The following is a 26776-nucleotide window of genomic DNA, read 5'->3' as shown; positions in this document are numbered from 1 at the left end:
TCATTCTCCGGCAACGGCAGCGATCGCCTCGATCTCCACGAGCTGATCGTCGTAGCCGAGGACGGTGACTCCCAACAGAGTGCTGGGGACGTCGTGTGAGCCGAACGCGGCGTGCACCACATCCCAGGCAGTGACGAGATCGGCTTGCGCTGTGGAGGCCACCAGGACTCGCGTACTGATCACATCGGTGAGGCTCGCACCGGCGACCGCGAGGGCGCCCTTGAGCGTCTCGATGCACCGCGCGGCCTGGGCGCCGTAGTCGCCCGGAGCCGCCGTGGTCCCGTCATCGTTGAGCGGGCAGGCTCCGGCGAGGAAGATCAGTCGGGAGCCGGCCGGAGCGGTCGCGGCGTAGGCGTAGGGGGTCTCAGCGAGGCTGCTGGCGCGGACCAGCGTGACGACGGATGACATGGTTCGATCCTCTCATTCGGGGGAAACGATGAAGGCCCCGTCCGGATGGACGAGGCCTTCATCAGCAGGGGAGTGGCGACTACTCGCCGTCCTCCGACTTCTTCTTGCGAGGCTTCTTCACCGGCTCGGTGGCGATCACCGTGCTCGGCGTGTTCGGCGTCTCGTCGACGTGCGTCTCATCGACGGTGAGCGGGGCGTCAGGGAACCCTGCGCGCTCGTGAGCGCCCTGGATCTCTGCGGCCTCAGTCTCGTCGTTGTGAGCCGTGACGTGGTGCTGGTGCGCATCCGCAGCCTCGACCTCGGCCTGCGTGAGCGGAGCGAGGCGGTCTTCGAAGAACCAGCGCGAGATCGAGGAACGGAGGTTCTCCGTCCAGGGGATCCGGCCCTTGGCGTTCGGGCGGACAACGAGGGGCTCGTAGCCGTCGACATCGATGAGCTTCCACCGGTCGTACTTGTCGACCGGCTGGTGCACCTCGATGAACTCGCCGCCGGGGAGGCGGACGATGCGCCCGGACTCGAAGCCGTGCAGGACGATCTCGCGGTCCTTCTTCTGCAGCGCGATGCAGATGCGCTTCGTGACGAAGTAGCCGAGGATCGGACCCAGGAACAGCAGCACCTGGAGGGTGTGGATGACCCCCTCCATCGTGAGCATGAAGTGCGTCGCGATGAGGTCGGACGAAGCGGCAGCCCACAGGACGGCGTAGAACACGACGCCGGCGACGCCGATCGCGGTGCGCGTCGCGGCGTTGCGCGGACGCTGAGCGATGTGGTGCTCGCGCTTGTCGCCCGTGACCCACGCCTCGATGAAGGGGTAGATCGCGACGGCGACGATGAAGAGACCGAGGACCAGGACCGGCGCGATGATTCCGAACGACCAGGTGTGGTCGAGGAAGACGATGTCCCAGTTCGACGGGGCGAGACGCAGCGCGCCGTCGGCGAAGCCGATGTACCAGTCCGGCTGCGTGCCGGCGGAGACGGGGGACGGGTCGTACGGGCCGTAGTTCCAGATCGGGTTGATCTGGAAGAACGTCGCGATCAGCACGATGGTGCCGAAGACGATGAACAGGTAGCCGCCCATCTTCGACATGTAGACCGGCATCATCGGGTAGCCCACGACGTTGTCGTTCGTGCGGCCCGGGCCGGCGAACTGCGTGTGCTTGTTGATGATCATGAGCATCAGGTGCACGACGATCAGTGCGATGACGAGCATCGGCAGCAGCAGGATGTGCAACGTGTACAGGCGACCCACGATGTCGGTCCCGGGGAACTCGCCGCCGAAGAGGAGGAACGAGGTCCAGGTGCCGATCAGGGGGAGTCCCTTGATCATGCCGTCGATGATGCGGAGGCCGTTGCCCGAGAGCAGGTCGTCGGGAAGCGAGTACCCGGTGAAGCCCTCGGCCATCGCGAGGATGAACAGGATGAAGCCGATCACCCAGTTGAGCTCGCGCGGCTTGCGGAACGCACCGGTGAAGAACACGCGGAGCATGTGCACGCCGATGCCGGCGATGAACACGAGCGCTGCCCAGTGGTGGATCTGGCGGACCAGGAGACCACCGCGCAGGTCGAACGAGATGTGCAGCGACGACTCGAGTGCTGCGGACATCTCGATGCCACGCATCGGCGCGTATGCACCGGTGTAGTGGGTCTCGACCATCGAGGCCTGGAAGAAGAACGTCAGGAAGGTTCCGGAGAGGAACACGACGACGAAGCTCCACAGCGCGATCTCACCGAGCATGAAGGACCAGTGGTCCGGGAAGATCTTGCGTCCGAGCTCCTTGACGAAGCCGGAGAGGCTGGTGCGCTCATCGATGTAGTTCGACGCGGCACCGACGAAGCGACCGCCGAGCGGTGCCTTGGTGTCCTTGTCCTCTTTGGACAGCGTTGCGGTGCTCAATGGCGCTCCCAGAAGCTCGGGCCGACGGGTTCCTTGAAGTCGCTGCGTGCGACCAGGTAGCCCTCGTCATCGACGGTGATGGGCAGCTGCGGCAGCGGACGTGCCGCCGGGCCGAAGATGACCTTTGCGTGGTCCGTGACGTCGAACTGCGACTGGTGGCACGGGCACAGCAGGTGGTGCGTCTGCTGCTCGTACAGAGCCACCGGGCATCCGACGTGCGTGCAGACCTTGGAATAAGCGACGATGCCGTCGTAGGACCAGTCCTTGCGGTCTTCAGCCTCGATCAGCTGCTCGGGCCGCAGACGCATCATCAGGACGATGGCCTTGGCCTTCTCCTCGAGGTAGCCGTCGTGGTGGCTGAGGGAGGCGAGCTCTTCGGGGATGACGTGGAACGCGGAACCCAGCGTCACATCCGCAGCACGGATCGGGGTGCCGTCGGGATCGCGGACCAGGCGGGCGCCCTCTTCCCACATCGTGTGCTTGAGCAGCACGACCGGGTCGCCCGCGGTGGGGTCTTCCGGCGTCGAGTGCGGTGCGAGACCACGGAACAGCGTCACGCCCGGGATGATCGAGGCGACGATGGCGGCGAACAGCGAGTTGCGGATCATCGAACGACGCCCGAAGCCGGACTCCTCGTTCGCATCGGCGAAGGCCTTGATGGCCGCCTCGCGTGTCGCGTCCTTTCCGCGGGTGGGGTGGCGGTGCTCGATGAACTCCTTGTCGGACATCAGGGCCTTGGACCAGTGGATCGCACCGATGCCGAGGGCCAGCAACGCGAGAGCGATGCCGAGACCGATGAAGAGGTTGTTCTGCCGGATGTCGATGAGCGCGCCGCTCTCGATCGGGAACAGCATGTAGGCGGCGACCGCCCAGATGCTGCCGGCGAGCGAGAGGTAGAACAGCGTGTAGACGGTGCGGACAGCGGCCTTCTCAGCGCGCGGGTCCTTGTCGGTCATCCGCTCGCGATGCGGCGGAAGCCCGGGGTTCTGCACGGGATCGCTGACTGCGACACCCAGCCCCGGAGAGGGCTGGTAGGCCCTGTCAAGAGCCTGCGAGTCGTCGTCGTGTGCCATGGTGCTCCTCGTACGTTCCTCTTCGATGAATAAGCGTCAGTTGGACTTCGCCGTGATCCACACGGTCACGGCGACGAGCGCGCCGATGCCGAAGATCCACACGAACAGGCCCTCGGAGACCGGACCGAGCGAACCGAGCGAGAATCCGCCGACCTGCACCGACTGCTGCTGGAAGAGCAGAGCCGAGATGATGTCGCGCTTGTCCTCGTCGGACAGGTTCATGTCGCCGAAGACCGGCATGTTCTGCGGGCCGGTGACCATGGCCGCGTACATGTGCAGCGCGCTGGTCTCCTGAAGCCCCGGGGCGTACTTGCCCTCGGTGAGCGCTCCACCGGCGGCGGCCACGTTGTGGCACATCGCGCAGTTGACGCGGAACAGCTCGGCGCCGTTGGACACGTCGCCCTCGCCGTCCAGGATGTGGTCGGCAGGGAAGGTCGGACCGGGGGCCTCGGACTGCACGAAGGACGAGATCGCGAGGATCTGGTCTTCGGTGAACTGCGGTGTCTTCTGTGGCGCCTGCGGACCCTGCATCTGCAGAGGCATGCGACCGGTCGACAGCTGGAACTCGGTGGCCAGCTCACCGACGCCGTAGAGGCTCGGGCCGTTGGCCGTTCCCTGCAGGTCGAGGCCGTGGCAGGTCGCGCAGTTCGCCTGGAACAGCTTCTCGCCGTCTTCGACGGTCAGCTGGGTCGACGCGGACGGGGTGTCGCTCGCCGCGAACGCAGCGGACGCACCGGCGTACACGGCGCCCGTGATCATGAGGCCTGCTCCGATGAGCGCGGCCGCCGCCAAAGGGCTGCGACGACCGCTGGAACGGCGCTTCTTCTCTCGTGCCATCTCGGGGATCAGCTCCGCTCTTATTTCAGGAAGTAGATAACGAGGAACAGCACGATCCAGACGACGTCGACGAAGTGCCAGTAGTAGGACACCACGATCGAGGAGGTCGCCTCCTTGTGCCGGAAGTTCTTGACGGCGTACGCACGGCCGATGACGAGCAGGAACGCGACGAGGCCACCCGTGACGTGCAGGGCGTGGAAGCCGGTCGTCAGGTAGAAGGCGGAGGCATACGAGTCCGCGTTGATCGGCATGCCTTCAGCGACCAGCTGCGCGTACTCCCACACCTGGCCGGAGACGAAGATCGCACCGAGGGCGAAAGTGAGGAAGAACCACTCGACCATGCCCCAGCCGAAGAGGCGACGGCGGCCGGCGCCGTTCTTCTGCCCCTTGCCGATCTTGTAGGGCTGCAGGTCTTCTGCCGCGAACACACCCATCTGGCACGTGAACGAGGAGAGGACCAGGATCGCAGTGTTGACTGCGGCGAACGGAACGTTCAGCAGCTCGGTCCGGTCTGCCCACAGCTCGGGGGAGGTGCTGCGGAGGGTGAAGTAGATCGCGAAGAGTCCCGCGAAGAACATCACCTCACTGCCGAGCCACACAATGGTGCCGACAGCTACCGGGTTGGGCCGCTTAATCGTTCTCGCCGCCGGGGCATACGTCGCTGAGGTCGTCACCCCTCCATTATGGCCGATCCGCGGGCGTGATTCTTGCACTGACGGCCCTCGATTCGCCCGTCTTCGACTTAGGGGACCCTAAGAAAACGCTGCGAATACCCGGTGAATCCGCGGGAAACAGGGGATCGGCGTCGAGTGCCCGCCCGCCAGGAAGCATCTGCATGTTTTCTCCGCGCCGATAGGATCGCACACATGGCTGATTCGCTGACCTGGTCCGACGTGCTCACCTCTCTGCTGGAGCGTCGTGATCTCAGCGTCTGGGAGTCCACGTGGGCGATGCGCCAGATCATGCAGGGTGGTGTCACCGAGGCTCAGCTCGCCGGATTCCTCGTCGCGCTCCGGGCCAAGGGCGAGACGATCGACGAGATCGTCGGGTTCCGCGACGCGATCCTCGAGGCGGCCGTGCCGCTCCCCGTGTCGCCCGACGTGCTCGACATCGTCGGGACCGGAGGCGACCGCGTCGGCACGGTGAACGTCTCGACCACCGCTGCCATCATCATCGGTGCGACGGGAGTGCCGGTCGTCAAGCACGGCAACCGTGCGGCGAGCTCAGCCTCCGGCTCGTCCGATGTCCTCGGGGCACTGGGACTCGAGCTGTCGCTCGACCCTGCGGCCGTCGCATCCATCCTCGACCGCACGGGAATCACGTTCGCGTGGGCCGGTGCCTTCCACCCCGGGTTCAAGCACGCGGGCCCGGTCCGCGCACAGCTCGGCGTACCCACCGTCTTCAACATGCTCGGGCCGCTCTGCAACCCCGCGCGCGCCGAGGCCAACGCCGTGGGTGTCGCTCAGATCGAGCGCGTCCCGCTGATCACCGGCGTGTTCCGGACCCGCGGGGCGACGGCGCTCGTCTTCCGTGGCGATGACGGGCTCGACGAGCTCACGACCACCGGACACAGCCGCATCTGGGAAGTCACGCGAGGAGATATCCACGAGCACGACCTCGACCCGCGCGACCTCGGCATCCCGATCGCCGATCTCTCCGACCTGATCGGCGGATCGCCGCAGCACAATGCGGAGGTCCTCCGGCGCACGCTGGCAGGGGAGACCGGCGCGGTGCGAGACATCGTGCTCCTCAACGCAGCAGCGGGGATCGTGGCGTTCGAACTCTCCCAGGACGCCGGTCAGGTGCAGCGCCCGATCCTGGAGCGCCTCCGCGAGGCGTATGAGAAGGCGACCGCTGCCGTCGACGACGGACGCGCGCTGGCGAAGCTGGATCAGTGGATCGGCGTGAGTCGCGAGTTGGCCTCCCCCCAGGAGTGATCATGGATCCCGTCGATGCCCTGCTCGAGATCGCTTCGCTACTGGAGCGGGAGCGGGCGTCGCGGTATCGAGCCAAGGCTTTTCGTCAGGCTGCCGCGACTCTGCAGGATCTGCCGGACGACGTCAGGGACGACCCCACGCGGCTGCGTGCGGCCAAAGGAATCGGCGAGTCCACGTTCGCCGTGATCCGCCAGGCCCAGGCGGGGCGGACACCCGAATATCTCGTGGAGCTTCGCGGGGAGGTGGAGCCGGAGCGGGTGTCCGAACTGCGGGCGAAGCTCCGGGGCGATCTGCACGCGCACACCGACTGGTCCGACGGCACGACGTCGATCCCCGTGATGGCCGCCGCCGCTCGGGCGCAAGGACACGAGTACCAGGCGATCACGGATCACTCGCCCAGGCTGCGGGTCGCGCGGGGGCTGTCGGCTGAGCGCCTCCGCGAGCAGATTCCATTGGTGCGTGCGGAGTCCGGCGACGGCTTCACTCTGCTCGCCGGAATCGAGGTCGACATCCTCGAGGACGGCGCCCTCGACCAGGAGGACTCGCTGCTCGCGGAGCTGGACATCGTGGTCGCGTCGGTGCATTCCAAGCTGCGCATGGACGCGCGACCCATGACGGCGCGGATGCTCGCCGCGGTGGCGCATCCGCGGGTCAATGTGCTCGGGCACTGCACGGGCAGGCTCGTGCAGGGGGATCGCGGCACTCGGCCGCAATCGGAGTTCGACGCAGCAGCGGTCTTCGCCGCCTGTGCCGAGAACGGCGTGGCGGTCGAGATCAACTCGCGACCGGAACGGCAGGACCCGCCGGACGAGCTGATCGCGATCGCCCTCGAGGCCGGATGCCTGTTCTCGATCGACTCCGACGCGCACGCCCCCGGACAGCTCTCGCTGCTCGACCACGGGGCGGAACGTGCGGAGCGCGCGGGGATCCCGGCATCGCGGATCGTGACGACCTGGGGTCTTTCGCGGTTGCTCGGCTGGGCGGAGTGAGCGGTCCGATCCCGACGTCAGTTCGTGGGGAGGGCGGCGTTCGACACCGCGGCGACCGCGCGCGTCATCGAACCGCCGAGATTCCATCTCTCGGCGAGAGCGGACGCCGCGTCCACTTCGGACGGGTCGAGCACGCGCAGAGGGATGCCGGGGTCGGTGATCGGCAGCGAGGTGGCCACCGCCACCACGGTGGGAGCCACGTCGAGGTAGGCGGAGGCGGCGAGGATCTTCGCGCGCACGCCCGCACTCATTCCCTCTCCTGCTTCGGCTGCGGCCCGGATGCCCTCGAGGTCACTGTGCGTCTGGAGCAGGGTGGCGGCCGTCTTCTCGCCGACGCCGGCCACTCCGGGCAGACCGTCGGACGCGTCGCCGCGCATCGTGGCGAAGTCCGCGTACTGGGACGGGAGAACTCCGTACTTCGCGACCACCGTGGCGTCGGTCACGATCTCGAGGTTGCTCATGCCTCGCGCGGTGTAGATCACCCGGACGTCGCGGGCGTCATCCACGAGCTGGAAGAGGTCCCGGTCGCCGGTGACGATGTCGACCGGCATCGTGGCGTGCGTCGCGAGCGTTCCGATGACGTCGTCGGCCTCGTGGTCGGCGATACCGATGATGGGGATGCCGATGGCGGCGAGCGTCTCGCGGATGAGCGGGATCTGCGCCTCGAGCGGGTCGGGTACCTCTTCGATGTCCGGTCCGCTGACGACGACCTCGACGACACGGTGCGTCTTGTAGCTCGGGATGAGATCGACCCGCCACTGGGGGCGCCAGTCGTCGTCCCAGCAGGCGATCACATGCGTGGGCTGATACAGAGTGACGAGCTTGGCGATGATGTCGAGCAGGCCCCGCGCGGCGTTGATCGGCGACCCGTCCGGCGCGGTCACCTTGTCTGGGACCCCGTAGAAGGCGCGGAAGTACAGGCTGGCGGTGTCGAGCAGCATCAGGCGATCGGTCACGAACCACAGTCTCGCACGCCGGTCCGGGGGAGACGGGGCCGGCTCGGGCATCTGAGACGGTTCGACCGCTCTCGACACTCGCAGGTATGACAATCTCTCTGCGTGCGTGCTCGTCTGTCGTCCTGGGCGGACTGGTGCTGGCCGCCGTGCTGACCGGATGCGCGACGGCGGCGGGGACCTCGCCCACCCCCGAGTCCACGGCCGACCCGGTCGTCGCTGACGAGTCGTCGGCGCCGCGAGCCGCGTGGCTCGACGCGACCTCGTTCGTCATCAAGACCTGGGGCGACGCATGCGCGCCGCAGATCGGCGACATCGTCGCGGGTGAGCAGTCTCTCGACATCGTGCTCGTCGCCGGAGAGGACGAGATATGCGCGACCGTGCGGACGGCCCACGGGACCTACATCGGGTTGCCCGCGGGGTTCGATTCGTCGCGTCCTGTGGAACTGACCCTGACCGAGGCAGGGGGCGAGACCACCGAACTCACGCTGGCGGGCCTCGAGGATGGCGAGATCCAGCCGGCCGACCGTCCGTCGGCGCAGGTGCCCGCCGCTGCATGGATCGAAGAGGGCGAGCTCGCCGTACTGACCTGGGGATCGTCGACATGCATGCCGGGTTCCGGCGAGTTCGACGCCACGAGCGAGAAGGAGGGTGTCGTCCGGCTGCACTCGCATACGGACACCATCTGCACGAGGGACCTCGTGCCGCAGATCACCTTCGTTTCGGCCGAGGGCGTCGCGCCGGACGAGGTTCTGACTCTCGCGGATCACGTCGACGCCGATGGAGCCCCCGTCATCCTGAGGGTCGTGCGCTAGCGCCGCCGTCGACGCGTGGCGGAGATTCGGGCGCGGGTTTGACGGCTGACGCGTTCAGCATCCCGGAGCCGCAGGCTGCTCGGCGCAGGTTCGGGCGACCAGCGCTGTGTGCGCCTCGAAGATCCGGATCTGCTGCGCGGCGCCGACGATCGACAGCTCGCCGGAGATCGGGAACCAGCCGCCGCCGATGTCCACCTCCGCCGTGTACCGGACGGTGACGTGCGCCGCGTAGATGCCGCGGCCTCGGTAGGAATGGCTCGTCGGGGTCGGGGTGAACGGCGCCTGGCCGAGCGCGGCCCAAGTCTGACCGCCGCTGCGCGTGGTGGCGCTGGTGCCGTCGCCGTAGTCGAAGTCGAAGCCGGCGGGCGTGAAGCGGACGGCGACGGGACGGCCGAACAGATCACCGCTCCGGGTCTGCACGGAAGCCGGAGCCACGAAGTTCGACGGCATGCCCGCGACACCCGCATTGCTCGGTTCGGCGGTGGTCGTTGTGGGACTGGGGGCGAACTGCGCGAGGTCGGTGATCGTCAGCGGATGCCCTTCCTCGTTCGTCACCTTCACTGCGTCGAAACCGCAGGTCGCGATACGTGCGGCGGTGACCTCGCACGGGGGGCGCTCTGCAGGACGCTCGGTGCGGCCGGGGGAGTTGTCGTCCGGGGTGGCGCGTCCGTCGTGCTGGGTCTGGGTGCCGGAGATCACGACCGTGTTGTTCCCAGTAGACGCCCACGCGCCTTCGATGCCAGTTTGAGGTGGGGGGCCGTCGAGCTCACCAGCAGGTATCAAGATGCACGTTGTCATGAAAATGGCCGCGATGTGCTCCCTGTTCAGTCGCATGGGTGCTCACTTGTCGGGATCGTCGACGAGATGGCGAGTGTCGTAGGAGTGCCAGCCGGGACGAACTCGACTTCGATTGGCCGACGGGGTGGTCTGTCAACGGGAACGGCGGACGCGCCAGTGGCGTCGAAGAGTTCCACGTTCGATACGTCCAGACAGAGCCGGACCGTGATCCTGGTGGGCGAATATTTGGTCGGATCAAAGGTGTCGAACGTAGAGGCACCTGTGCGCGTGATTTTGGCCGCGTGAAACTCGCCGTAATTCTCGATTGCAGCGGTCAGCGCCTCGCCGACCAGCCAGTCATAAACAGGCGCAAACGTCTTGGGATCGTCCAGGTCCGTTCTGTTCGTAGCGTCGGTGTACGCCCGATACGTCTCTTCCGCTGCGGCGAAGGCTTCCTCCTCCGAGGCGAACGGGGCGGTCGGTGTCGGCGTGGGCGTCGGTGTCGGGGCGCACCCCGCGAGCATGACCGCGATCATCGCCATCGTGACGGCGCCGAGACGAGTGGGTCGGAGTGGGGAGCGGGGAGAGGCGACGGGAAGCACCCGGCCACGGTATGCGGAATGCGGAGAGAGCCGCTGGAGTTATCCACAGGCAGAGGGCCGCGAACTTCGGCTCCCTGCGGCATCTGAACTTCTGATAGCCTTGATTGTCACTCGTGGCGTGCATGCGCATGCCCTCGTGACGAGCAAACCAAAATCCATTTCGCTGCGAAGCATGCAGTCGGCCGTGCGCGGTCGTTGCCTCCCAGCCTGAGTCTCCATTCACAAGGACAACCCACTACATGACTACCGCAACGACCGCCCCGGCCACCAAGCAGGTCGCCATCAACGACATCGGATCTGCTGAGGACTTCCTGGCCGCGGTCGAGAAGACCCTGAAGTTCTTCAACGACGGCGACATCATCGAAGGCACGATCGTCAAGATCGACCGCGATGAGGTCCTCCTCGATGTCGGCTACAAGACCGAGGGTGTCATCCCCTCGCGCGAGCTCTCGATCAAGCACGACGTCGACCCCAACGAGGTCGTCGCTGTCGGCGATCTGGTCGAGGCCCTCGTTCTCCAGAAGGAGGACAAGGAAGGCCGCCTGATCCTCTCCAAGAAGCGCGCACAGTATGAGCGTGCCTGGGGAGACGTCGAGAAGATCAAGGAGAACGACGGCGTCGTCACCGGTACGGTCATCGAGGTCGTCAAGGGTGGACTCATCGTCGACATCGGCCTCCGTGGCTTCCTGCCGGCGTCGCTCATCGAGCTGCGTCGCGTCCGCGACCTCACGCCGTACCTCGGCCAGGAGATCGAGGCCAAGATCCTCGAACTCGACAAGAACCGCAACAACGTCGTCCTGAGCCGCCGCGCGCTGCTCGAGCAGACGCAGTCGGAGTCGCGCACCACGTTCCTGAACAACCTGCACAAGGGTCAGGTCCGCAAGGGTGTCGTCTCGTCGATCGTCAACTTCGGTGCGTTCGTCGACCTGGGTGGCGTGGACGGCCTCGTGCACGTCTCCGAGCTGTCCTGGAAGCACATCGAGCACGCCTCCGAGGTCGTCGAGGTCGGCCAGGAGGTCACCGTCGAGATCCTCGAGGTCGACCTCGACCGCGAGCGCGTCTCCCTGTCGCTGAAGGCGACGCAGGAAGACCCGTGGCAGGTCTTCGCCCGTACCCACGCGATCGGTCAGGTCACGCCGGGTAAGGTCACCAAGCTCGTTCCGTTCGGTGCGTTCGTCCGCGTCGCAGACGGCATCGAGGGCCTCGTCCACATCTCCGAGCTCTCCAGCAAGCACGTCGAGCTGGCCGAGCAGGTCGTGTCGGTCGGCGAAGAGGTCTTCGTCAAGGTCATCGACATCGACCTCGAGCGTCGTCGCATCTCGCTGTCGCTGAAGCAGGCCAACGAGTCGGTCGACCCCAACGGCACCGAGTTCGACCCGGCCCTGTACGGCATGCTCGCCGAGTACGACGAGAACGGCGAGTACAAGTACCCGGAGGGCTTCGACGCCGAGACCGGTGCGTGGAAGGAAGGCTTCGACGCCCAGCGCGAGGCATGGGAGCAGGAGTACGCTGCGGCCCAGGCTCGCTGGGAGGCGCACAAGGCTCAGGTCGTCAAGGCGGCCGAGGCCGAGGCTGCGGCTGGAGACGACTTCGGGGGCGGCCAGTCCTTCACCAGCGAGGTTGCCGGCGCCGGCACGCTCGCTGACGACGAGGCGCTCGCGGCTCTGCGCGAGAAGCTCTCGGGCGGCAACGCTTAAGCAGCACTCTGAAACGGGTCGTCACCTCGCCTTCGGGCGGGTGTGGCGGCCCGTTTCGCATGCCCCGGCGAAAGGAAAACAGTGCGTGACGCAACGTTACGACCCCATTCGTAACAATCGACCCCTTCGGCCAGCATGGGCGTATGACCGCTCTCCTGCCCGCGCCGCGCACGGCTCACGCCCCGGCCTCGGCGGAGACCGCACAGTCCGTCCGGCTGGACGGCATCGACCGGTCGTTCCCCCTGGCGCAGGGCCGGCGCGACGTGCTGCGCGGAGTCGATCTCGCCGTCGCCGCCGGTGAGATCGTCGCCATCGTGGGTCCGTCCGGCTGTGGCAAGTCGACTCTCCTCCGCCTCGTCGGCGGATTGGATGCGCCCACGCGCGGCAGCATCCGCCTCGATGACACCCACGTCGCCGACGTCGACGAGCGCACGGCCGTCGCATTCCAGGAACCCCGGCTGCTGCCGTGGCGCACGATCGCACAGAACATCGAGCTCGGACTGCCGCGCGGCACCGCCCGCCGCGCCGGACGCGAGCGGGTGGCAGAGCTGCTGCACCTGGTCGGACTCGAGCACGCGGCCGACCAGCGCCCGAGCGAGGTGTCCGGCGGCATGGCGCAGCGCGCCTCACTCGCCAGAGCCCTCGCTCGAAACCCCGGTGTGCTGCTCCTCGATGAGCCGTTCGGCGCTCTCGACGCCCTCACCCGGTTGCGCATGCACGATCTGCTCCTGAAGATCCATGCGGCCGAGCCCACCACGATCCTCCTCGTCACCCACGACGTCGAAGAGGCCCTGTACCTCGCCGACCGCGTGCTGCTGCTGCGCACGCTCGCCCGTGGTGAAGAGACCTCGATCGCCCGCACGGTCGTCGTGCCGGGCATCCGCCCTCGAGACCGCGCCGATCGCGGGCTCGCCGACCTGCGCGCCGACCTTCTCGAAGGTCTCGGCGTCGACACCCACCACCGCATCACCGAGGAGACCCGATGAGCATCACCACCCGCCGAATCATCCCTGCGATCGCGATCGCCGGGACGATGATGCTCGTCGCGACCGGCTGCGTCGCCGGAGAGAACGCCGCGGCCACCGATACCGAGAGCACCCCCGGCACGACCGAATGGTCCTCCGACACTCTGTCGATCGACTTCGCGACGTACAACCCGCTGAGCCTCGTGATCCGCGATCAGGGCATCCTCGAAGACATCCTCGGGGACGACGTCACGGTGGAGTGGGTGCAGTCCGCCGGGTCGAACAAGGCCAACGAGCTGCTGCGCTCCGGATCCGTCGACGTCGGATCGACGGCGGGTTCCGCCGCTCTGCTCGCCCGTGCGAACGGCTCGCCGATCCAGGTCATCGACATCTTCTCCCAGCCGGAGTGGGCGGCGATCGTCGTCGGACCGGATAGCGATATCACCTCGGTCGAAGACCTCAAGGGCGCATCGGTGGCAGCCACCAAGGGCACCGACCCGTACTTCTTCCTGCTCCAGGCGCTCGAAGAGGGCGGACTGTCCCTCTCCGACGTCGAGGTGCAGAACCTGCAGCACGCCGACGGTCGTTCCGCGCTGGACGGCGGCTCCGTGGATGCCTGGGCAGGCCTCGACCCGATCATGGCTGCGGCCGAGGTCGAGTCGGGCGACAAGCTCATCTACCGCAACGTGGACTTCAACACCTACGGGTTCCTCAACGCCACGGAGGACTTCATCACGAACCACGCCGACCTCGCGCAGGCCGTGGTCGACGCCTACGAGGAGGCCCGCGAATGGGCCCTCGAGAACCCTGAGGAGACCGCCGCCCTTCTCGCCGAGGTCGCCGGAATCGACATCGACGTCGCCACCACGGTGATCCAGGAGCGCTCCAACCTCGACGTGAGCGGCATCCCCGGCGACGACCAGATCGCCGTGCTCGAGAAGATCGCTCCCGTGCTGGTCGAGTCCGGTGATGTGCAGGGCGGCAAGGACTCCGTCGACAAGGCACTGTCCTCGATCGTGAACGACACGTTCGCGAAGAAGGCGGCCGGCGGCGAGTGACCGATTTCGAGCAGCGAGTGATCGCCCCCGCGGATTCGCGGGACGCGCTCGACTTCGCCAAAGGGGAGTATCGTCGCCCGGATGCCGGTGCTCGGCGGGCGTGGGATCGGCCCGCGGTGCGGATCCTCGCCGGCTTGCTGCTCCCGGCCGTCATCCTGATCGCCTGGCAGTTCGTCACGACGAGCGGACTCGTCCCGCCCTACCGCCTGCCCACACCGGCCTCCGTCTTCACCGCCGGAGTCGAACTCGCCGAGCGCGGGGAGCTGTGGACCCACATCGCCATCTCGGTGCAGCGCGTGCTGCTCGGGTTCGCGATCGGCTCGGTCATCGGGCTCGCTGCTGCCGGACTGGTCGGGCTCTCCCGGCTGGGTGATGTGCTCCTCAGCCCGACGCTCGCCGCGCTCCGTGCCGTGCCTTCGCTCGCCTGGGTGCCGCTCCTGATCCTGTGGATGCAGATCGGCGAGGAGTCGAAGGTCACGCTGATCGCGATCGGTGCGTTCTTCCCCGTCTACACGACCGTCGCCTCGGCGCTTCGCCACGTCGACCCGCAGCTTGTCGAGGCAGGACGCTCGTTCAGCCTGCGCGGCTGGTCGCTGTTCCGGATCGTGCAGCTGCCTGCCGTCGTGCCGTCGGTCGTCTCCGGTCTCCGCCTCGCGCTCGCACAGGCCTGGCTGTTCCTGGTCGCCGCCGAGCTCATCGCCTCCTCCATGGGCCTCGGCTTCCTGCTGACGGACTCGCAGAACAGCGGTCGTGTCGATCGCATCCTGCTCTCCATCGTGCTGCTGGCTCTTCTGGGGACGCTCACCAACGGCGTCCTGGTGCTGGTGGAGAAGTACCTGCTCCGTCGATGGGTGTGAGCGTGACCGAGGCCCGATTGCAGGAGTCGAGGGTCTATGGCCCTCCCGCCGGATTCGTCGACGCGAACGTGACCGCCGAGGCATATGCTCGGGCCGCGGCGGATCCGGTCGCGTTCTGGGAGGACGCTGCGCGCCGTCTCGAGTGGGTCGACCCGTGGCACACCGCTCATGAGTGGGAACCGCCGACCGACGGCGCGATTCCTGCGGCGCGCTGGTTCGTGGGCGGCACGCTCAACGTCGCGGTCAACTGCGTGGACCGCCATGTCGAGGCCGGACGCGGTGAAAAGGTCGCGCTGCACTTCGAGGGGGAGCCGGGTGATCGCGTCTCCGTATCCTACGCAGACCTGCAGCGACGCGTCTCCCGCGCCGCGAACGCCCTCACCGCGCTGGGTATCGAGGCGGGGGATCGTGTGGTGATCTACCTCCCGGTTCTCGTGGAGACGATCGTGATCACGCTCGCCTGCGCGCGAGTGGGAGCCGTGCATTCCCTCGTGTTCGGGGGCTTTTCGGCCGAGGCCGTGCGATTCCGTCTCGAGGACACCGGTGCGAAGCTGCTCGTCACCAGCGACGGCCAGTACCGACGGGGGACCGCCACCGTGGTCAAGCCGACTGCCGACGTCGCCGCCCAGGACCTTCCGCAGCTGCAGCATGTGCTCGTCCTGCGCCGCACCGGTCAGGAAGTTCCGTGGACCGAAGGCCGCGACGTGTGGTGGCACGACGTCGTCGACACCGCATCTCCCGTGCACGACGCGTCGGCGTTCGACGCCGAGCATCCGCTGTTCATCATCTACACGTCGGGCACGACGGGGAAGCCGAAAGGACTCGTGCACACCTCGGGCGGCTACCTCGCGCAGGCGAGCTGGGCGCACTGGGCGCATTTCGACGCGAAGCCGGACGACGTGCACTGGTGCACCGCGGACCTCGCGTGGGTGACCGCGCACACGTACGAGATCTACGGGCCGCTGTCGAATGGGCTGACGCAGGTGATCTACGAGGGGACGCCGGATTCACCGCACCGGGAGCGGCACCTCGAGATCATCGAGCGCTACGGAGTGACCGTCTACTACACGGCGCCCACCCTGATCCGCACCTTCATGACGTGGTTCGGGACCGGGATCCCGGCCGGCCATGATCTCTCGACCCTTCGGCTGCTCGGCACGGTCGGCGAGGCGATCAACCCCGAGGCCTGGGTGTGGTTCCGTCGGAACTTCGGCCGCGATGAACTTCCCGTGATCGACACCTGGTGGCAGTCCGAGACCGGTGCCGCGATGATCGCCCCGCTGCCGGGCGTCACGACCCTCAAACCGGGGTCGGCATCGGTGCCACTGCCGGGGATCGACGCCGCGGTGGTGGACGAGGAGGGGCGCGAGGTCGAACCCGGTCGTTCTGGAACGCTCGTCGTCCGGCGTCCCTGGCCGGGAATGGCGCGAACGGTCTGGGGGAACCCGGCCCGCTATCGCGACGCCTACTGGTCCGCATATACCGGTCGCGGCGACTTCGGAGGCTTCTACGTGGCTGGCGACGGTGCCACACGGGATGCCGACGGCTACATCTGGATCCTCGGTCGACTCGACGACGTCGTGAACGTCTCCGGGCACCGACTCTCCACGATCGAGATCGAGTCCGCTCTCGTCGCCCACGACACCGTGGGCGAAGCGGGTTCCGCCGGAGTCTCCGATCCCGTCACCGGACAGGCCGTCGTCGCGTTCGTCACGTCGTCCGGCCAGGCCGAGGTGGCCCCGGCCGCATTGCGTGCTCAGGTCGCGCAGTCGATCGGGCCGGTCGCGAAGCCGAAGCACATCGTGATCGTGCCGGACCTGCCGAAGACCCGGTCGGGCAAGATCATGCGCCGACTCCTGGCACAGTTGTGGGAGGCCGAGCAGGATCGCAGAGCCGGCCGCGATCCCCAGCCGCTCGGGGACACGACTTCACTGCAGAACCCCTGGGCCGTCGACGACATCGCCGACGTGCTCGCCGCCGCTGAACTGAGGACATCATGACGGAAGAACATCGCTTCGGGTTTCGCACCAGAGCCCTGCACGCCGGCGGGACTCCGGACGCCTCGACCGGTGCCAGAGCCGTGCCGATCTACCAGACCACCTCGTTCGTGTTCGATGACGCGGCGGATGCCGGGAACCTGTTCGCACTGCAGAAGTACGGCAACATCTACTCCCGCATCGGCAACCCCACGGTCGCGGCTCTCGAGGAGCGACTGGCGTCTCTCGAAGGCGGCATCGGTGCGGTCGCCACCGCTTCGGGCATGAGCGCGGAGTTCATCACGTTCGCAGCTCTCGTCGGAGCGGGCGATCACGTCGTCGCCGCCGCACAGCTCTACGGCGGGACGGTGACGCAGCTCGACGTCACGCTGCGTCGATTCGGCGTCGAGACCACATTCGTCGCATCGACCGACCCGGCCGACTTCGCCGCCGCGATCCGTCCCGAGACGAAGGTCGTCTACGTCGAGATGATCGGCAACCCCTCGGGCGAGATCGCCGACATCGAGGGCCTCGCCGCAGTCGCACACGAGGCCGGCGTGCCCCTCGTGGTGGACGCGACGCTCGCCACGCCGTACCTCGCGCGCCCGCTCGAGCACGGCGCCGACATCGTGATCCACTCCGTGACGAAGTTCCTCGGAGGGCACGGCACGACACTCGGCGGCGTCGTCATCGAGAAGGGGACGTTCGATTGGGGGAACGGCAAGTTCCCGCAGATGACCGAACCGGTCGAGTCGTACGGCGGCATCAAGTGGTGGGACAACTTCGGCGAGTACGGATTCCTGACCAAGCTCCGCTCCGAGCAGTTGCGCGACATCGGCCCGGCGCTCAGCCCGCAGTCGGCGTTCAACCTGCTTCAGGGCATCGAGACGCTTCCCCAGCGCATCGACGCGCACCTCGCGAACGCCCGCGTCGTCGCCGACTGGCTCGCCTCCGACCCGCGCGTGGCCTACGTCACGTGGGCGGGGCTCGAGGGGCACCCGCACCATGAGCGCGCAGCCAAGTACCTGCCGCTCGGGCCCGGCTCGGTGTTCGCGTTCGGTGTCGCCGCGGAGGACGGCCGTGCCGCGGGGGAGACGCTGATCGAGAACCTGCAGCTCGCCTCGCATCTCGCGAACATCGGCGACGCCCGCACTCTCGTCATCCACCCCGCGTCCACGACTCACCGTCAGCTGACCGAGGAGCAGCTGGTCGCGGCCGGTGTGCGTGCGGACCTGATCCGCATCTCCGTCGGTCTCGAAGACGCCGACGACATCATCTGGGACCTCGATCAGGCTCTCACGACCGCGACAGGAGCGAACCGATGAGCACGACGATCTCGGGCGACGCATGCGCGCTGCCCGCTGCGACGGATGCCCCGGCGTGCGCGCTGCCCGGCTCGGCGCCCGTCGCAGCAGCGCGCGCATGGGTGGGGCCGACGCAGCAGGAGCGCTTCGCTCTGCTGCGCCGCGCGAAGTCGATCGCGATCGTGGGGGCGTCGAACAACCCCGCACGGGCGTCGTTCTTCGTGGCGACGTACCTTCTCTCCAGCACGGCGTACGACGTGTATCTCGTGAACCCGCGCGAGACGGAGATCCTCGGGCAGCCCGTCTACGCTTCGCTGAGCGATCTGCCCGTGGTGCCGGACATCGTGGATGTGTTCCGCCGTCATGACGACCTGCCCGGCGTCGCGCAGGAGGCCGTCGACGCGGGAGCGCAGACGCTCTGGCTTCAGCTCGGCTCGTGGAACGAGGAGGCGGCGGCGATCGCGGAAGCGGCCGGTCTGTCGGTGGTCATGGATCGCTGCATCAAGATCGAGCACGCCCGGTTCCACGGAGGTCTGCACCTCGCCGGCTTCGACACCGGCGTGATCAGCTCGCGGCGTCAGCTGCTGGCGCGATGAGGGACGCCGACCGCGAACCCTAGACTTGCGGCATGCCCCTCATCGCGCTCACCGGCGGCATCGCATCCGGGAAGTCGACCATCGCCCGCCGTCTGGCGGAGCACGGCGCCGTGATCGTCGACGCCGACCAGATCGTGCGCGACGTGCAGTCGCCCGGCTCGCCGGTGCTCGCGCGGATCGCGGAGACCTTCGGCGCCGACGTCATCACACCGGACGGCGCGCTCGATCGTGCGGCTCTCGGCGCGATGGTCTTCGGGGACGCCGACCGCCTGGCCCAGCTCAACGCGATCGTGCATCCGGCGGTGCGCGAGGAATCGCAGCGACGTTTCGATGCGGCTCTCACCGACGACGCGGAAGCTGTCGTCGTCTACGACGTGCCCCTTCTCGTCGAGGCGCGGGTGGACGATCCGTGGGATCTGATCGTGGTCGCGCATGCGCCGGCCTCCGTGCGTCGACAGCGACTCGTCGAGCTGCGCGGAATGGACGAGCGCGCGGCGCAGGAACGGATCGATGCGCAGGTGTCGGATGAGAGACGGCTGGCCATCGCCGATGTCGTGATCGACACCTCGGACACGCTGGAGCGGACACGCGAGCAGACGGATGTTCTCTGGGAGCGCATCCGCAGACGGTGAGCTACTCAGGCCACGGCCTCGATGTCGGAGGGGCGGCATACGCTGGAGGTATGCAACCCACGCGCAGTGTCCGCCCCTTCGAGGTCATCAGCGAGTACGCGCCGGCCGGAGATCAGCCGAAGGCCATCGCCGACCTGGCGGCGCGAATCAACGCGGGCGAGACCGATGTCGTGCTGCTCGGTGCGACCGGCACCGGTAAGTCCGCGACGACCGCCTGGCTGGTCGAGCAGGTGCAGCGCCCGACTCTCGTCCTCGCGCACAACAAGACCCTGGCCGCGCAGCTGGCGAACGAGTTCCGTGAGCTCATGCCGAACAACGCGGTCGAGTACTTCGTCTCCTACTACGACTACTACCAGCCTGAGGCGTACGTGCCGCAGACGGACACCTTCATCGAGAAGGACTCGTCGATCAACTCCGAGGTCGAGCGGTTGCGGCACTCGACGACGAACTCGCTGCTCAGCCGCCGCGACGTCATCGTCGTCTCGACCGTGTCGTGCATCTACGGACTCGGCGCCCCGGAGGAGTACCTCCGTGCCATGGTGGCGCTGCAGGTGGGGGAGCGGTACGACCGTGATGCGCTCATCCGTCAGTTCATCGCCATGCAATACAACCGCAACGACGTCGACTTCTCCCGTGGCAACTTCCGCGTGCGCGGCGACACGATCGAGATCATCCCCGTCTACGAAGAGCACGCCATCCGCATCGAGCTGTTCGGCGACGAGATCGAGGCACTGTACTCGCTTCACCCGCTCACCGGAGAGGTCATCGAGAAGCTGGACGCGGTACCGATCTTCCCGGCCTCGCACTATGTGGCGGGCACCGACGTCATCCAGCGCTCGATCGGGACGATCGAGCACGAGCTGGAAGAGCGTCTCGCCGAGTTCGAGCGACAGGGCAAGCTCCTCGAGGCGCAGCGTCTGCGCATGCGCACCACCTTCGATCTCGAGATGCTGCAGCAGCTGGGCTTCTGCTCGGGAATCGAGAACTACTCCCGGCACATGGACGGGCGCATGCCGGGGGAGCCGCCGCATACGCTGCTCGACTTCTTCCCCGACGACTTCCTCCTGGTGATCGACGAGTCGCATGTGACGGTGCCGCAGATCGGTGCGATGTACGAGGGCGACGCTTCTCGGAAGCGCACACTCGTCGATCACGGGTTCCGGCTTCCGAGCGCGATGGACAACCGACCGCTGCGCTGGGACGAGTTCAAGAACCGCATCGGGCAGACCGTCTATCTGTCGGCCACTCCGGGCAAGTACGAGATGGGAATCGCGGACGGCATCGTCGAGCAGATCATCCGACCCACCGGGCTGGTGGATCCGCACATCGTCGTGAAGCCCTCGAAAGGGCAGATCGACGACCTGCTGGAGGAGATCCGCCTTCGCGTCGAGCGTGACGAGCGCGTGCTCGTCACGACGCTCACGAAGAAGATGTCCGAGGAACTCACCGACTTCCTCGGCGAGCACGGCGTGCGGGTGAGATACCTGCACTCCGACGTCGACACCCTGCGCCGTGTCGAGCTGCTCAGCGAGCTGCGCGCCGGCGTGTACGACGTTCTCGTCGGCATCAACCTCCTACGTGAAGGCCTCGACCTTCCGGAGGTCTCGCTCGTCGCGATCCTCGACGCCGACAAGGAGGGCTTCCTGCGATCGGGTACGTCCCTCATCCAGACCATCGGCCGTGCGGCCCGAAACGTCTCGGGCGAGGTGCACATGTACGCCGACAAGATGACCGACTCGATGACCAAGGCGATCGAAGAGACCGACCGCCGACGAGAGAAGCAGATCGCCTACAACAAGGAGAACGGCATCGATCCGCAGCCCCTCCGGAAACGCATCGCCGACATCACCGAGGTGCTGGCGCGGGAAGGCGCGGATACGGCGGAGATGATGTCGGGCCGTGGGCGAGCGACGGGCAAGGGCAAGTCGCCGACGCCCAACCTCCGCCGCACGGGGATCGCCGCCGAGGGTGCGCAGCAGCTCGAGGCCACGATCCAGGACCTGTCCGATCAGATGCTCGCGGCGGCCGCCGAGCTCAAGTTCGAGCTGGCGGGGCGTCTGCGTGACGAGGTGCAGGACCTCAAGAAGGAGCTCCGTGCCATGGAGCGTGCCGGGCACGCCTAGGCAGAGGACTGATCGATGGACGCTGCAGGGAACGAGCTCGCCGACCGGGTCCGCGCGCTGTTGAGTGCGGACGCCGAGATCGAGGAGCGCCGCATGTTCGGAACCCGGGCGTTCCTCGATGACGGCCGCATCCTGGTGGGGGCGCGCCCCGGCGGAGTTCTTCTCGTCCGCGTCGACGACGAGAGCGGCGCCGCTCTCCTGACGGAACCGGGCGTCGCGCGCGCGGTGATGGGTTCGCGCACGATGAGCTCGGGCTGGCTGGATGTGGCCGCCGGCGTCATCGAAGATGACACCGCGCTCATGTCGTGGCTCGATGTCGCGCGAGAGTCCACGGGCTCGGCGGTCGAGGCCACCGAGAAGGACTAACAGCTACGGGCAGTGCACCAGGGTCTTCGGGCCGGAACGATCGATCTCGTGCTGCGTCATCGGCGCGCCGCACAGGGGACAGGCGCGTTCCGCGCGTTCGGCGGCACTGGGCGGCGGGGTCTTCTCGTACGGCCCGACCGAGGCGGGGCCGGCGAACCGGATGAGGTTCGTGTTGACCCACGAGTACAGACCGCCGGCTTCGCGGATGCGGGTGCGGAGTGGGGGGCGGTCGGAGTCCTGTGCCATGTTCCTTAGTGTACTAATTATTAGCGCAGATGTATAGTCTCCCTTGTGACGGCATCCGACGACCTGCTCCGGCTCGAGAACCAGCTCTGCTTCGCCCTGGTGACCGCGGCGCGCAATGTCGTCGCCCTCTACCGCCCGATCCTCGAGCCGTTGGGCCTCACACATCCCCAGTACCTCGTCATGCTGGCGCTCTGGGAGCGCGCTCCGCGCACTCTGAACGATCTCGCTCTCGACCTCGCGCTGGAGCCGGCCACCGCCTCGCCCCTCGTGAAGCGGCTGGAAGTCGAAGGGCTGGTCGCCCGTCAACGGAGCAGCGAGGACGAGCGGCGCCTGGAGATCACGCTGACCGAGGCGGGTGCGGCTCTGCGCGACCGGGCGGTCGATGTTCCCCATCAGGTGATGGCCGCCGTGGGCATGGACATCGAGGAGATCACCACCCTCCGAGACGGTCTCGGCCCCTTCGCGGGGCGACGCCCGGATCTCGGCTGAGCGCTCGTTCGCGTCGCTCGAACCCGAGTCGGGGAGCGGGTCGCGAACGAGGCGCCCCCTAGGGTGGAGGCATGTCGCGCTCCGAACCCTCGGCCCTGGGGGAGGAACGTGCCGCGAGAAGCCGGTCGCGGCATCTGCTGCTTCCCCTGATCGCGATCACCGGTCTCTTCGCTGTCGTCATGTTCGCCGTCGCCGCGCAGGGGCTTCCTCAGTTCTCGTTGGGGCCCGACGAAGGCCCGAGCAGCACGAGCGAGGAGGTCGTTCCTCCGGCGCCGATGGAATCCTCACCGCCGCCGATGGAACCGCCGGAGGACTCGCCGGAGGACTCGCCGCTGCTCACGATCATCGGCTTCGTCCTCGCCGCCCTCGTGGCCGCCGCTGTGCTCGCCGCGGCCTACTTCGGGCTGCGTCTGCTGCTTCGTTTCCTCAAAGGGCTGTGGCGCGACCGCCCGCTCGCGAGGCAGGAGGTGGCGCACGTCGATGCCGAGGTGCTCGTCGGCGCGGCCCTGGACGCTGAGCCCGACGAGGCGACGATACGCCGCGGAATCGCCGAAGCACTCCGGACGATCGACGAGCGTCCCGCCCCCGGCGACAGCATCGTGGCGGCGTGGGTGGGGCTGGAGGAATCGGCGGCTGATGCCGGCGCAGGACGAGGCGCCAACGAGACGCCCTCGGAGTTCACGGTGCGGATCATCGGGCGCCGTACGGGGATCGCCGCCGACGTCGTGACGCTGCTCGCGCTCTACGAGCAGGTCCGCTTCGGCGGGCGCGATGCCGACGAGGGTGACCGCGCGACGGCGTCGGCATGCCTGCGGGGCATCCAGGCGGGGTGGCGATGAAGGGGCGGTTCGTGATCACGGGTGTCGGCATCGCCGTCGCCGTCGCCGTCCTGATCCTGCTCGGGCAGTGGGGGTTCCCCGTGCCCTTCGTGCTCGCCTGGATGCTCACCGTCCTGACCATCGTCCTCGCGGCGCGCCAGATCTTCTTCGACGATGATGCCAGCTGGCCGCCCGAGGAGCCGAGGCGTGCCTCCAGCGGCTCCGAGGTGTCACGGATGGCATGGGCGATCAACTCACGCACGGGCGTCGCCGGCCATCTGGTCGTGCGCCGGGTGCAGAACGCGCTGCGAAGGCGGCTCGCCCATCGAGGTCTCGACCTCGACGACCCTGCGCAGCACCCGCGCATCGACGCGCTCCTCGGGGAGGGCGTGCGTGATGCCCTCCACCGCAGCGAAGTGCAGCGCACCGACATCGAGCGAGTGCTCGATGCCATCGAACGAATCCCGAACGACACGGAGGAGACCGGATGAGCACCCAGGAGACCACGCAGATCGCCGACGTCGGGCGCCGGGTGATCGAGAGCGTCCGAGGCGCGGTCGTGGGGATGGACGAGCCCCTCACCATCGCTCTCGCGGCGATCCTGGCGGGAGGGCACGTGCTCTTCGAGGATGTCCCCGGTCTCGGGAAGACCCTCGCGGCACGGAGCCTCGCGTCCGCGCTCGGCCTCGACTTCCGACGGCTGCAGTGCACGCCGGACATGCTCCCGGGCGACGTCACCGGTTCCTACGTGTACGCGCCAGCCAGCGGCGACTTCGTGTTCCGGCCGGGCCCCATCTTCACCGGCCTGCTCCTGGCCGACGAGGTGAACCGGACGACCCCCAAGACCCAGTCCGCGATGCTCGAGGCCATGGCCGAACGCCAGGTCACGGTAGAGGGCAACAGGTTCCCGCTGCCGCAGCCGTTCCACGTGATCGCGACGTCGAACCCGATCGAGTACGAGGGGACCTACGCCCTACCCGAAGCGCAGCTCGACCGGTTCATGGTTCGTCTCGCCGTCGGCTACCCCGCGCCGGAGGATGAGGCGCGCATCATCCTGGACCGCGTCCTCAGGCAGAGTCCCGATGTCTCCGTCGAGCCGGTCGTCGACGCCGAGGGTCTGCTGGCGATCCAGGCCGCCGTCGAGCGGATCCACGTCGACGCCGATGTTGCGCGCTACTGCGTGGATCTCGCGCGGGCGACGCGCGACGCGACGAATGTGGCCGTGGGGGCTTCGCCCCGCGGGTCCCAGTCCCTCGTGCTGCTCGGCCGAGCTCTCGCGGCTCTGGACGGCAGGGACTACGTGCGTCCGGACGACATCAAACGCATCGCGGAGGCCGTGCTCGCGCACCGCCTCACTCTGACTCCGCAGGCGTGGGCACAAGGGGTGGATCCACGATCGGTCGTGGCAACCGTGGTCTCGACGACGCCGGTCCCGCCGACCGTGGCCGCAGTGCGGTGACCGAGTCGACCCGCGTCGCCGCGCGGGCGCCGGTGCGCTGGCGCCGGACGCCCGTGATCGCGATCGGACTCGCCGGTGCGGGAGTGCTCGCGGCGGTGGGACTCGCGTTCTCGCGGCCGGATGTGATCGGCATCGGCCTGCCGCTCGCGCTGGCGACGGCGTGGATGCTGCTGCGTCGCCCCGTCGACACCGTCGTGTCCATCGAGGTGCGTGCACACCGCGATGGCGCAGAGACGGCACCGGAGGTGGCCGCTGCGACGGACATCTCGCTCGAAGCCGACTGGGTGCAGGTCGCGATCGATCAGGAGCAGCGGCGCACAGGCCTCGCCGACGTCCGCCCCGGACCGGGCGTGCTCACCTCGCGCAGTCGCCTGCAGCACTCCGGGCCCCTCGAGCTCCTCGGCGTGACAGTCCGAGGGGTCGCCCTGGACGGCGCGTGGGTGTCGGAGCACAGTCCGCGCATCGTCGTGGAGTGGAACGCATCCCCGCGTTCGCTCCGGATCGGACGGCTCCCGCTCGCCCCGCGTCTGACGGGCCTCCACGGCGCTCATGAGGGCGCGCGTCCTGGTCAGGGCGGCGACTTCCGCGACATCCATCCGTTCGGCCCGGGAGACGAGCTGCGCCGGGTCGACTGGCGGGCGACAGCGCGGGCCGCGCGCCGACCCGGCGAACTCCTGGTGCGTCGCACGAACACTCTCAGCGATTCATCGGTGGTGATCGCCGTCGACACCGCGGAGGAACTCGGGGCCGTGGTGGCCGCATGGGGTTCGGATGATACGGACCGATCCGGGATCACGTCGCTCGACCTCGCCCGCGAGGCGGCGCTGTCGATCGCGACCACGGCGCTCGGCGTCGGCGATCGGGTCGCGTACCACTCCCTTTCGCCCGGAGGACGCAGCATCCCTGCCGGGGGCGGTGCACGTCATCTCGCCCGCGTGCGCGACGTCGTCGCCGCCACCGGTCGGGGAGAGGAGGGCTCCGGATACCGCCGGTCGCCGCTCGTGCCACCGGGATCCATCGTGTTCGTCCTCTCCACCTTCGTCGACGGCGTGGCCGCCCGACTGGCCACGAATTGGAGGGCGGCGGGCCACGCCGTGGTCGCCGTCGACGTCCTGCCGCTTCCGGACGCGACCCGGCTCACCCCTGAGCAGCACATCGCGCTGCGGACCCTCCTCGCGGAGCGCTCCGACATCCTCGCGGAGCTGCGTCACGCGGGAGTGGAGGTCGTCGCATGGGCGGATCCCGATGTGGACGTCGCGATGCGTCTCGCGGCCCGTCGTCAGCAGCGGGTGCGGACGGTGCGCCGATGACGCGCGGCAACCGCTCGTTCCGGGTGCGCGGCGCGGTCCCCGGGATCGCGGTCCGGCTCCTGCTCGTCGCGGTCGTCTGGGCTGGTGTCGTCGTGCTCAACCCCTTCCCGGTGTGGCAGGTGGTCGCGGTGCTCGCCGCGCTGGTCGCGGTCGTCGTCCCTCGATCGCTGGCCGCATGGCTGAGTGCGGCATGCGTGGTGTTCGGCGTGCTCCTGACCGATCAGGCGCCGGAACGGACCGCACTCGCTGTCCTTGTCGTCCCCGCAATCCACATGCTGGCGTCGCTGAGCCTGGTGATCCCGGCGTCGTCTCGCCTCGCTCTCGCGGTGCTGGTGCCGAGTCTCGGACGATTCCTCATCGTGCAGCTGCTCGCACAGCCTCTCGTGCTCGGGGTGTGGTTGTCGGCGCCCTCCGACGTCGACCGAGGTGTCGCCTGGCTGGCTCCGCTTGCTGCGACCGCGCTCCTGCTCGGCGTGGTCCTCGCGCTGCGGGCCGCGAAGAGGGCGGATGCTCCCGCCGGGACGAACGCGCGCGCAGGGGCGGAACCGACTGCGGAGTCTCCTCACGGAGCCAATGTCCGTGGCCCCTCGTAGAC

The 26776-nt window shown here is 68.0% G+C and carries 28 protein-coding genes; 19 read left to right on the top strand and 9 right to left on the bottom strand.

Features of this window, described 5'->3' with window-relative positions:
- The 5 genes from CQ045_RS13530 to CQ045_RS13510 form a co-directional block, all read right to left on the bottom strand.
- Positions 1 to 408 (bottom strand): RidA family protein, encoded by a 408-nt coding sequence (locus CQ045_RS13530; RefSeq protein ID WP_105724540.1) that lies wholly within the window; start codon positions 406 to 408, stop codon positions 1 to 3.
- Between the two features lie 79 nt (positions 409 to 487).
- Entirely contained in the window at positions 488 to 2302 is a 1815-nt protein-coding gene (locus CQ045_RS13525) for a ubiquinol-cytochrome c reductase cytochrome b subunit (RefSeq protein WP_105724538.1), read from the bottom strand.
- Positions 2299 to 3375 carry a ubiquinol-cytochrome c reductase iron-sulfur subunit gene (locus CQ045_RS13520; RefSeq protein WP_105724536.1) on the bottom strand — a complete coding sequence of 359 codons (1077 nt, stop codon included), beginning with the start codon at positions 3373 to 3375 and terminating at the stop codon, positions 2299 to 2301. The genes CQ045_RS13525 and CQ045_RS13520 overlap by 4 nt, the downstream gene beginning before the upstream one ends.
- Before the next feature lie 36 nt (positions 3376 to 3411).
- Positions 3412 to 4212, bottom strand: coding sequence for a c-type cytochrome (locus CQ045_RS13515; RefSeq protein ID WP_105724534.1), 801 nt, complete (start codon positions 4210 to 4212; stop codon positions 3412 to 3414).
- A gap of 20 nt (positions 4213 to 4232) precedes the next feature.
- Complete coding sequence (locus CQ045_RS13510) at positions 4233 to 4790, bottom strand: heme-copper oxidase subunit III (protein ID WP_205828862.1); 558 nt, start codon at positions 4788 to 4790, stop codon at positions 4233 to 4235.
- A 288-nt stretch (positions 4791 to 5078) separates the two neighbouring features.
- Here CQ045_RS13510 and trpD point away from each other — a divergent pair, with 288 nt between their 5' ends.
- On the top strand, positions 5079 to 6149 hold the full coding sequence (trpD, locus tag CQ045_RS13505) for an anthranilate phosphoribosyltransferase (RefSeq protein WP_105724532.1): 1071 nt from the start codon (positions 5079 to 5081) through the stop codon (positions 6147 to 6149).
- A gap of 2 nt (positions 6150 to 6151) precedes the next feature.
- A complete protein-coding gene (locus CQ045_RS13500) occupies positions 6152 to 7138 on the top strand; it encodes a PHP domain-containing protein (protein WP_181156564.1) in 987 nt (328 codons plus the stop codon).
- Positions 7139 to 7155: 17 nt separating this feature from the next.
- On the opposite strand, the gene CQ045_RS13495 is transcribed toward CQ045_RS13500, so the two are convergent.
- The gene (locus CQ045_RS13495; protein WP_105724655.1) at positions 7156 to 8094 is read right to left on the bottom strand and encodes a 5'-3' exonuclease; all 939 of its coding nucleotides are present in this window, start codon (positions 8092 to 8094) and stop codon (positions 7156 to 7158) included.
- An 86-nt stretch (positions 8095 to 8180) separates the two neighbouring features.
- Between CQ045_RS13495 and CQ045_RS13490 the strand changes: the two genes are divergently transcribed.
- Complete coding sequence (locus CQ045_RS13490) at positions 8181 to 8906, top strand: hypothetical protein (RefSeq protein ID WP_105724528.1); 726 nt, start codon at positions 8181 to 8183, stop codon at positions 8904 to 8906.
- A 54-nt stretch (positions 8907 to 8960) separates the two neighbouring features.
- Here the strand turns inward: CQ045_RS13490 and CQ045_RS13485 are convergent, their stop codons facing one another.
- Positions 8961 to 9605 carry a hypothetical protein gene (locus CQ045_RS13485; protein ID WP_105724526.1) on the bottom strand — a complete coding sequence of 215 codons (645 nt, stop codon included), beginning with the start codon at positions 9603 to 9605 and terminating at the stop codon, positions 8961 to 8963.
- Between the two features lie 125 nt (positions 9606 to 9730).
- Positions 9731 to 10225, bottom strand: a complete 495-nt coding sequence (locus CQ045_RS13480) for a hypothetical protein (RefSeq protein WP_105724524.1) — start codon at positions 10223 to 10225, stop codon at positions 9731 to 9733.
- 299 nt (positions 10226 to 10524) lie between these two features.
- On the opposite strand from CQ045_RS13480, the gene rpsA reads away from it, so the two are divergent.
- The 10 genes from rpsA (at position 10525) to CQ045_RS13430 (ending at position 21859) form a co-directional block, all read left to right on the top strand.
- Positions 10525 to 11982 (top strand): 30S ribosomal protein S1, encoded by a 1458-nt coding sequence (rpsA, locus tag CQ045_RS13475; RefSeq protein ID WP_105724522.1) that lies wholly within the window; start codon positions 10525 to 10527, stop codon positions 11980 to 11982.
- A 143-nt stretch (positions 11983 to 12125) separates the two neighbouring features.
- Positions 12126 to 12968: an ABC transporter ATP-binding protein gene (locus CQ045_RS13470; RefSeq protein WP_105724520.1), complete on the top strand. Its 843-nt coding sequence runs from the start codon at positions 12126 to 12128 to the stop codon at positions 12966 to 12968.
- Positions 12965 to 14005, top strand: coding sequence for an aliphatic sulfonate ABC transporter substrate-binding protein (locus CQ045_RS13465; protein WP_105724518.1), 1041 nt, complete (start codon positions 12965 to 12967; stop codon positions 14003 to 14005). The genes CQ045_RS13470 and CQ045_RS13465 overlap by 4 nt, the downstream gene beginning before the upstream one ends.
- Positions 14002 to 14862 (top strand): ABC transporter permease, encoded by an 861-nt coding sequence (locus CQ045_RS13460; protein WP_105724516.1) that lies wholly within the window; start codon positions 14002 to 14004, stop codon positions 14860 to 14862. Before CQ045_RS13465 ends, CQ045_RS13460 begins: the two co-directional genes overlap by 4 nt.
- Positions 14853 to 16862 (top strand): acetate--CoA ligase, encoded by a 2010-nt coding sequence (gene acs, locus CQ045_RS13455; RefSeq protein ID WP_105724514.1) that lies wholly within the window; start codon positions 14853 to 14855, stop codon positions 16860 to 16862. Before CQ045_RS13460 ends, acs begins: the two co-directional genes overlap by 10 nt.
- On the top strand, positions 16859 to 18163 hold the full coding sequence (locus CQ045_RS13450) for an O-acetylhomoserine aminocarboxypropyltransferase/cysteine synthase family protein (RefSeq protein WP_105724512.1): 1305 nt from the start codon (positions 16859 to 16861) through the stop codon (positions 18161 to 18163). Before acs ends, CQ045_RS13450 begins: the two co-directional genes overlap by 4 nt.
- Positions 18160 to 18738 carry a CoA-binding protein gene (locus tag CQ045_RS13445; protein WP_105724510.1) on the top strand — a complete coding sequence of 193 codons (579 nt, stop codon included), beginning with the start codon at positions 18160 to 18162 and terminating at the stop codon, positions 18736 to 18738. Before CQ045_RS13450 ends, CQ045_RS13445 begins: the two co-directional genes overlap by 4 nt.
- A gap of 32 nt (positions 18739 to 18770) precedes the next feature.
- Positions 18771 to 19370, top strand: coding sequence for a dephospho-CoA kinase (gene coaE / locus CQ045_RS13440; protein ID WP_105724508.1), 600 nt, complete (start codon positions 18771 to 18773; stop codon positions 19368 to 19370).
- Between the two features lie 50 nt (positions 19371 to 19420).
- Entirely contained in the window at positions 19421 to 21493 is a 2073-nt protein-coding gene (gene uvrB, locus CQ045_RS13435) for an excinuclease ABC subunit UvrB (protein WP_105724506.1), read from the top strand.
- A 15-nt stretch (positions 21494 to 21508) separates the two neighbouring features.
- The gene (locus CQ045_RS13430) at positions 21509 to 21859 is read left to right on the top strand and encodes a TfoX/Sxy family protein (protein WP_181156563.1); all 351 of its coding nucleotides are present in this window, start codon (positions 21509 to 21511) and stop codon (positions 21857 to 21859) included.
- A 3-nt stretch (positions 21860 to 21862) separates the two neighbouring features.
- Here CQ045_RS13430 and CQ045_RS13425 read toward each other — a convergent pair whose 3' ends face one another.
- Positions 21863 to 22105, bottom strand: a complete 243-nt coding sequence (locus tag CQ045_RS13425; RefSeq protein WP_105724504.1) for a hypothetical protein — start codon at positions 22103 to 22105, stop codon at positions 21863 to 21865.
- 45 nt (positions 22106 to 22150) lie between these two features.
- Between CQ045_RS13425 and CQ045_RS13420 the strand changes: the two genes are divergently transcribed.
- From CQ045_RS13420 to CQ045_RS13395, 6 genes are all read left to right on the top strand, one after another.
- Positions 22151 to 22594 (top strand): MarR family winged helix-turn-helix transcriptional regulator, encoded by a 444-nt coding sequence (locus CQ045_RS13420; protein WP_105724502.1) that lies wholly within the window; start codon positions 22151 to 22153, stop codon positions 22592 to 22594.
- 71 nt (positions 22595 to 22665) lie between these two features.
- On the top strand, positions 22666 to 23433 hold the full coding sequence (locus CQ045_RS13415; protein WP_105724500.1) for a DUF4129 domain-containing protein: 768 nt from the start codon (positions 22666 to 22668) through the stop codon (positions 23431 to 23433).
- A gap of 11 nt (positions 23434 to 23444) precedes the next feature.
- Positions 23445 to 23903, top strand: a complete 459-nt coding sequence (locus tag CQ045_RS13410) for a YeaH/YhbH family protein (RefSeq protein ID WP_258131065.1) — start codon at positions 23445 to 23447, stop codon at positions 23901 to 23903.
- Positions 23900 to 24871: a MoxR family ATPase gene (locus tag CQ045_RS13405; RefSeq protein WP_105724496.1), complete on the top strand. Its 972-nt coding sequence runs from the start codon at positions 23900 to 23902 to the stop codon at positions 24869 to 24871. Before CQ045_RS13410 ends, CQ045_RS13405 begins: the two co-directional genes overlap by 4 nt.
- Positions 24868 to 26181 carry a DUF58 domain-containing protein gene (locus CQ045_RS13400; RefSeq protein ID WP_258131064.1) on the top strand — a complete coding sequence of 438 codons (1314 nt, stop codon included), beginning with the start codon at positions 24868 to 24870 and terminating at the stop codon, positions 26179 to 26181. Before CQ045_RS13405 ends, CQ045_RS13400 begins: the two co-directional genes overlap by 4 nt.
- On the top strand, positions 26178 to 26774 hold the full coding sequence (locus CQ045_RS13395) for a hypothetical protein (protein ID WP_105724494.1): 597 nt from the start codon (positions 26178 to 26180) through the stop codon (positions 26772 to 26774). Before CQ045_RS13400 ends, CQ045_RS13395 begins: the two co-directional genes overlap by 4 nt.
- The last annotated feature ends 2 nt before the right edge of the window (positions 26775 to 26776 follow it).

Source organism: Microbacterium sp. MYb66 (assembly GCF_002979435.1).
GTDB lineage: Bacteria > Actinomycetota > Actinomycetes > Actinomycetales > Microbacteriaceae > Microbacterium.
This window is presented reverse-complemented; position numbering and strand designations above follow the sequence as displayed.

Coding starts and splice junctions, on each gene's coding strand:
- CQ045_RS13530 (WP_105724540.1), bottom strand. CDS start 408: ATGTCATCCGTCGTCACGCTGGTCCGCGCCAGCAGCCTCGCTGAGACC.
- CQ045_RS13520 (WP_105724536.1), bottom strand. CDS start 3,375: ATGGCACACGACGACGACTCGCAGGCTCTTGACAGGGCCTACCAGCCC.
- CQ045_RS13515 (WP_105724534.1), bottom strand. CDS start 4,212: ATGGCACGAGAGAAGAAGCGCCGTTCCAGCGGTCGTCGCAGCCCTTTG.
- CQ045_RS13510 (WP_205828862.1), bottom strand. CDS start 4,790: ATGTTCTTCGCGGGACTCTTCGCGATCTACTTCACCCTCCGCAGCACC.
- trpD (WP_105724532.1), top strand. CDS start 5,079: ATGGCTGATTCGCTGACCTGGTCCGACGTGCTCACCTCTCTGCTGGAG.
- CQ045_RS13500 (WP_181156564.1), top strand. CDS start 6,152: ATGGATCCCGTCGATGCCCTGCTCGAGATCGCTTCGCTACTGGAGCGG.
- CQ045_RS13490 (WP_105724528.1), top strand. CDS start 8,181: ATGACAATCTCTCTGCGTGCGTGCTCGTCTGTCGTCCTGGGCGGACTG.
- CQ045_RS13480 (WP_105724524.1), bottom strand. CDS start 10,225: ATGGCGATGATCGCGGTCATGCTCGCGGGGTGCGCCCCGACACCGACG.
- rpsA (WP_105724522.1), top strand. CDS start 10,525: ATGACTACCGCAACGACCGCCCCGGCCACCAAGCAGGTCGCCATCAAC.
- CQ045_RS13470 (WP_105724520.1), top strand. CDS start 12,126: ATGACCGCTCTCCTGCCCGCGCCGCGCACGGCTCACGCCCCGGCCTCG.
- CQ045_RS13465 (WP_105724518.1), top strand. CDS start 12,965: ATGAGCATCACCACCCGCCGAATCATCCCTGCGATCGCGATCGCCGGG.
- acs (WP_105724514.1), top strand. CDS start 14,853: ATGGGTGTGAGCGTGACCGAGGCCCGATTGCAGGAGTCGAGGGTCTAT.
- CQ045_RS13450 (WP_105724512.1), top strand. CDS start 16,859: ATGACGGAAGAACATCGCTTCGGGTTTCGCACCAGAGCCCTGCACGCC.
- CQ045_RS13445 (WP_105724510.1), top strand. CDS start 18,160: ATGAGCACGACGATCTCGGGCGACGCATGCGCGCTGCCCGCTGCGACG.
- coaE (WP_105724508.1), top strand. CDS start 18,771: ATGCCCCTCATCGCGCTCACCGGCGGCATCGCATCCGGGAAGTCGACC.
- uvrB (WP_105724506.1), top strand. CDS start 19,421: ATGCAACCCACGCGCAGTGTCCGCCCCTTCGAGGTCATCAGCGAGTAC.
- CQ045_RS13430 (WP_181156563.1), top strand. CDS start 21,509: ATGGACGCTGCAGGGAACGAGCTCGCCGACCGGGTCCGCGCGCTGTTG.
- CQ045_RS13425 (WP_105724504.1), bottom strand. CDS start 22,105: ATGGCACAGGACTCCGACCGCCCCCCACTCCGCACCCGCATCCGCGAA.
- CQ045_RS13415 (WP_105724500.1), top strand. CDS start 22,666: ATGTCGCGCTCCGAACCCTCGGCCCTGGGGGAGGAACGTGCCGCGAGA.
- CQ045_RS13405 (WP_105724496.1), top strand. CDS start 23,900: ATGAGCACCCAGGAGACCACGCAGATCGCCGACGTCGGGCGCCGGGTG.
- CQ045_RS13395 (WP_105724494.1), top strand. CDS start 26,178: ATGACGCGCGGCAACCGCTCGTTCCGGGTGCGCGGCGCGGTCCCCGGG.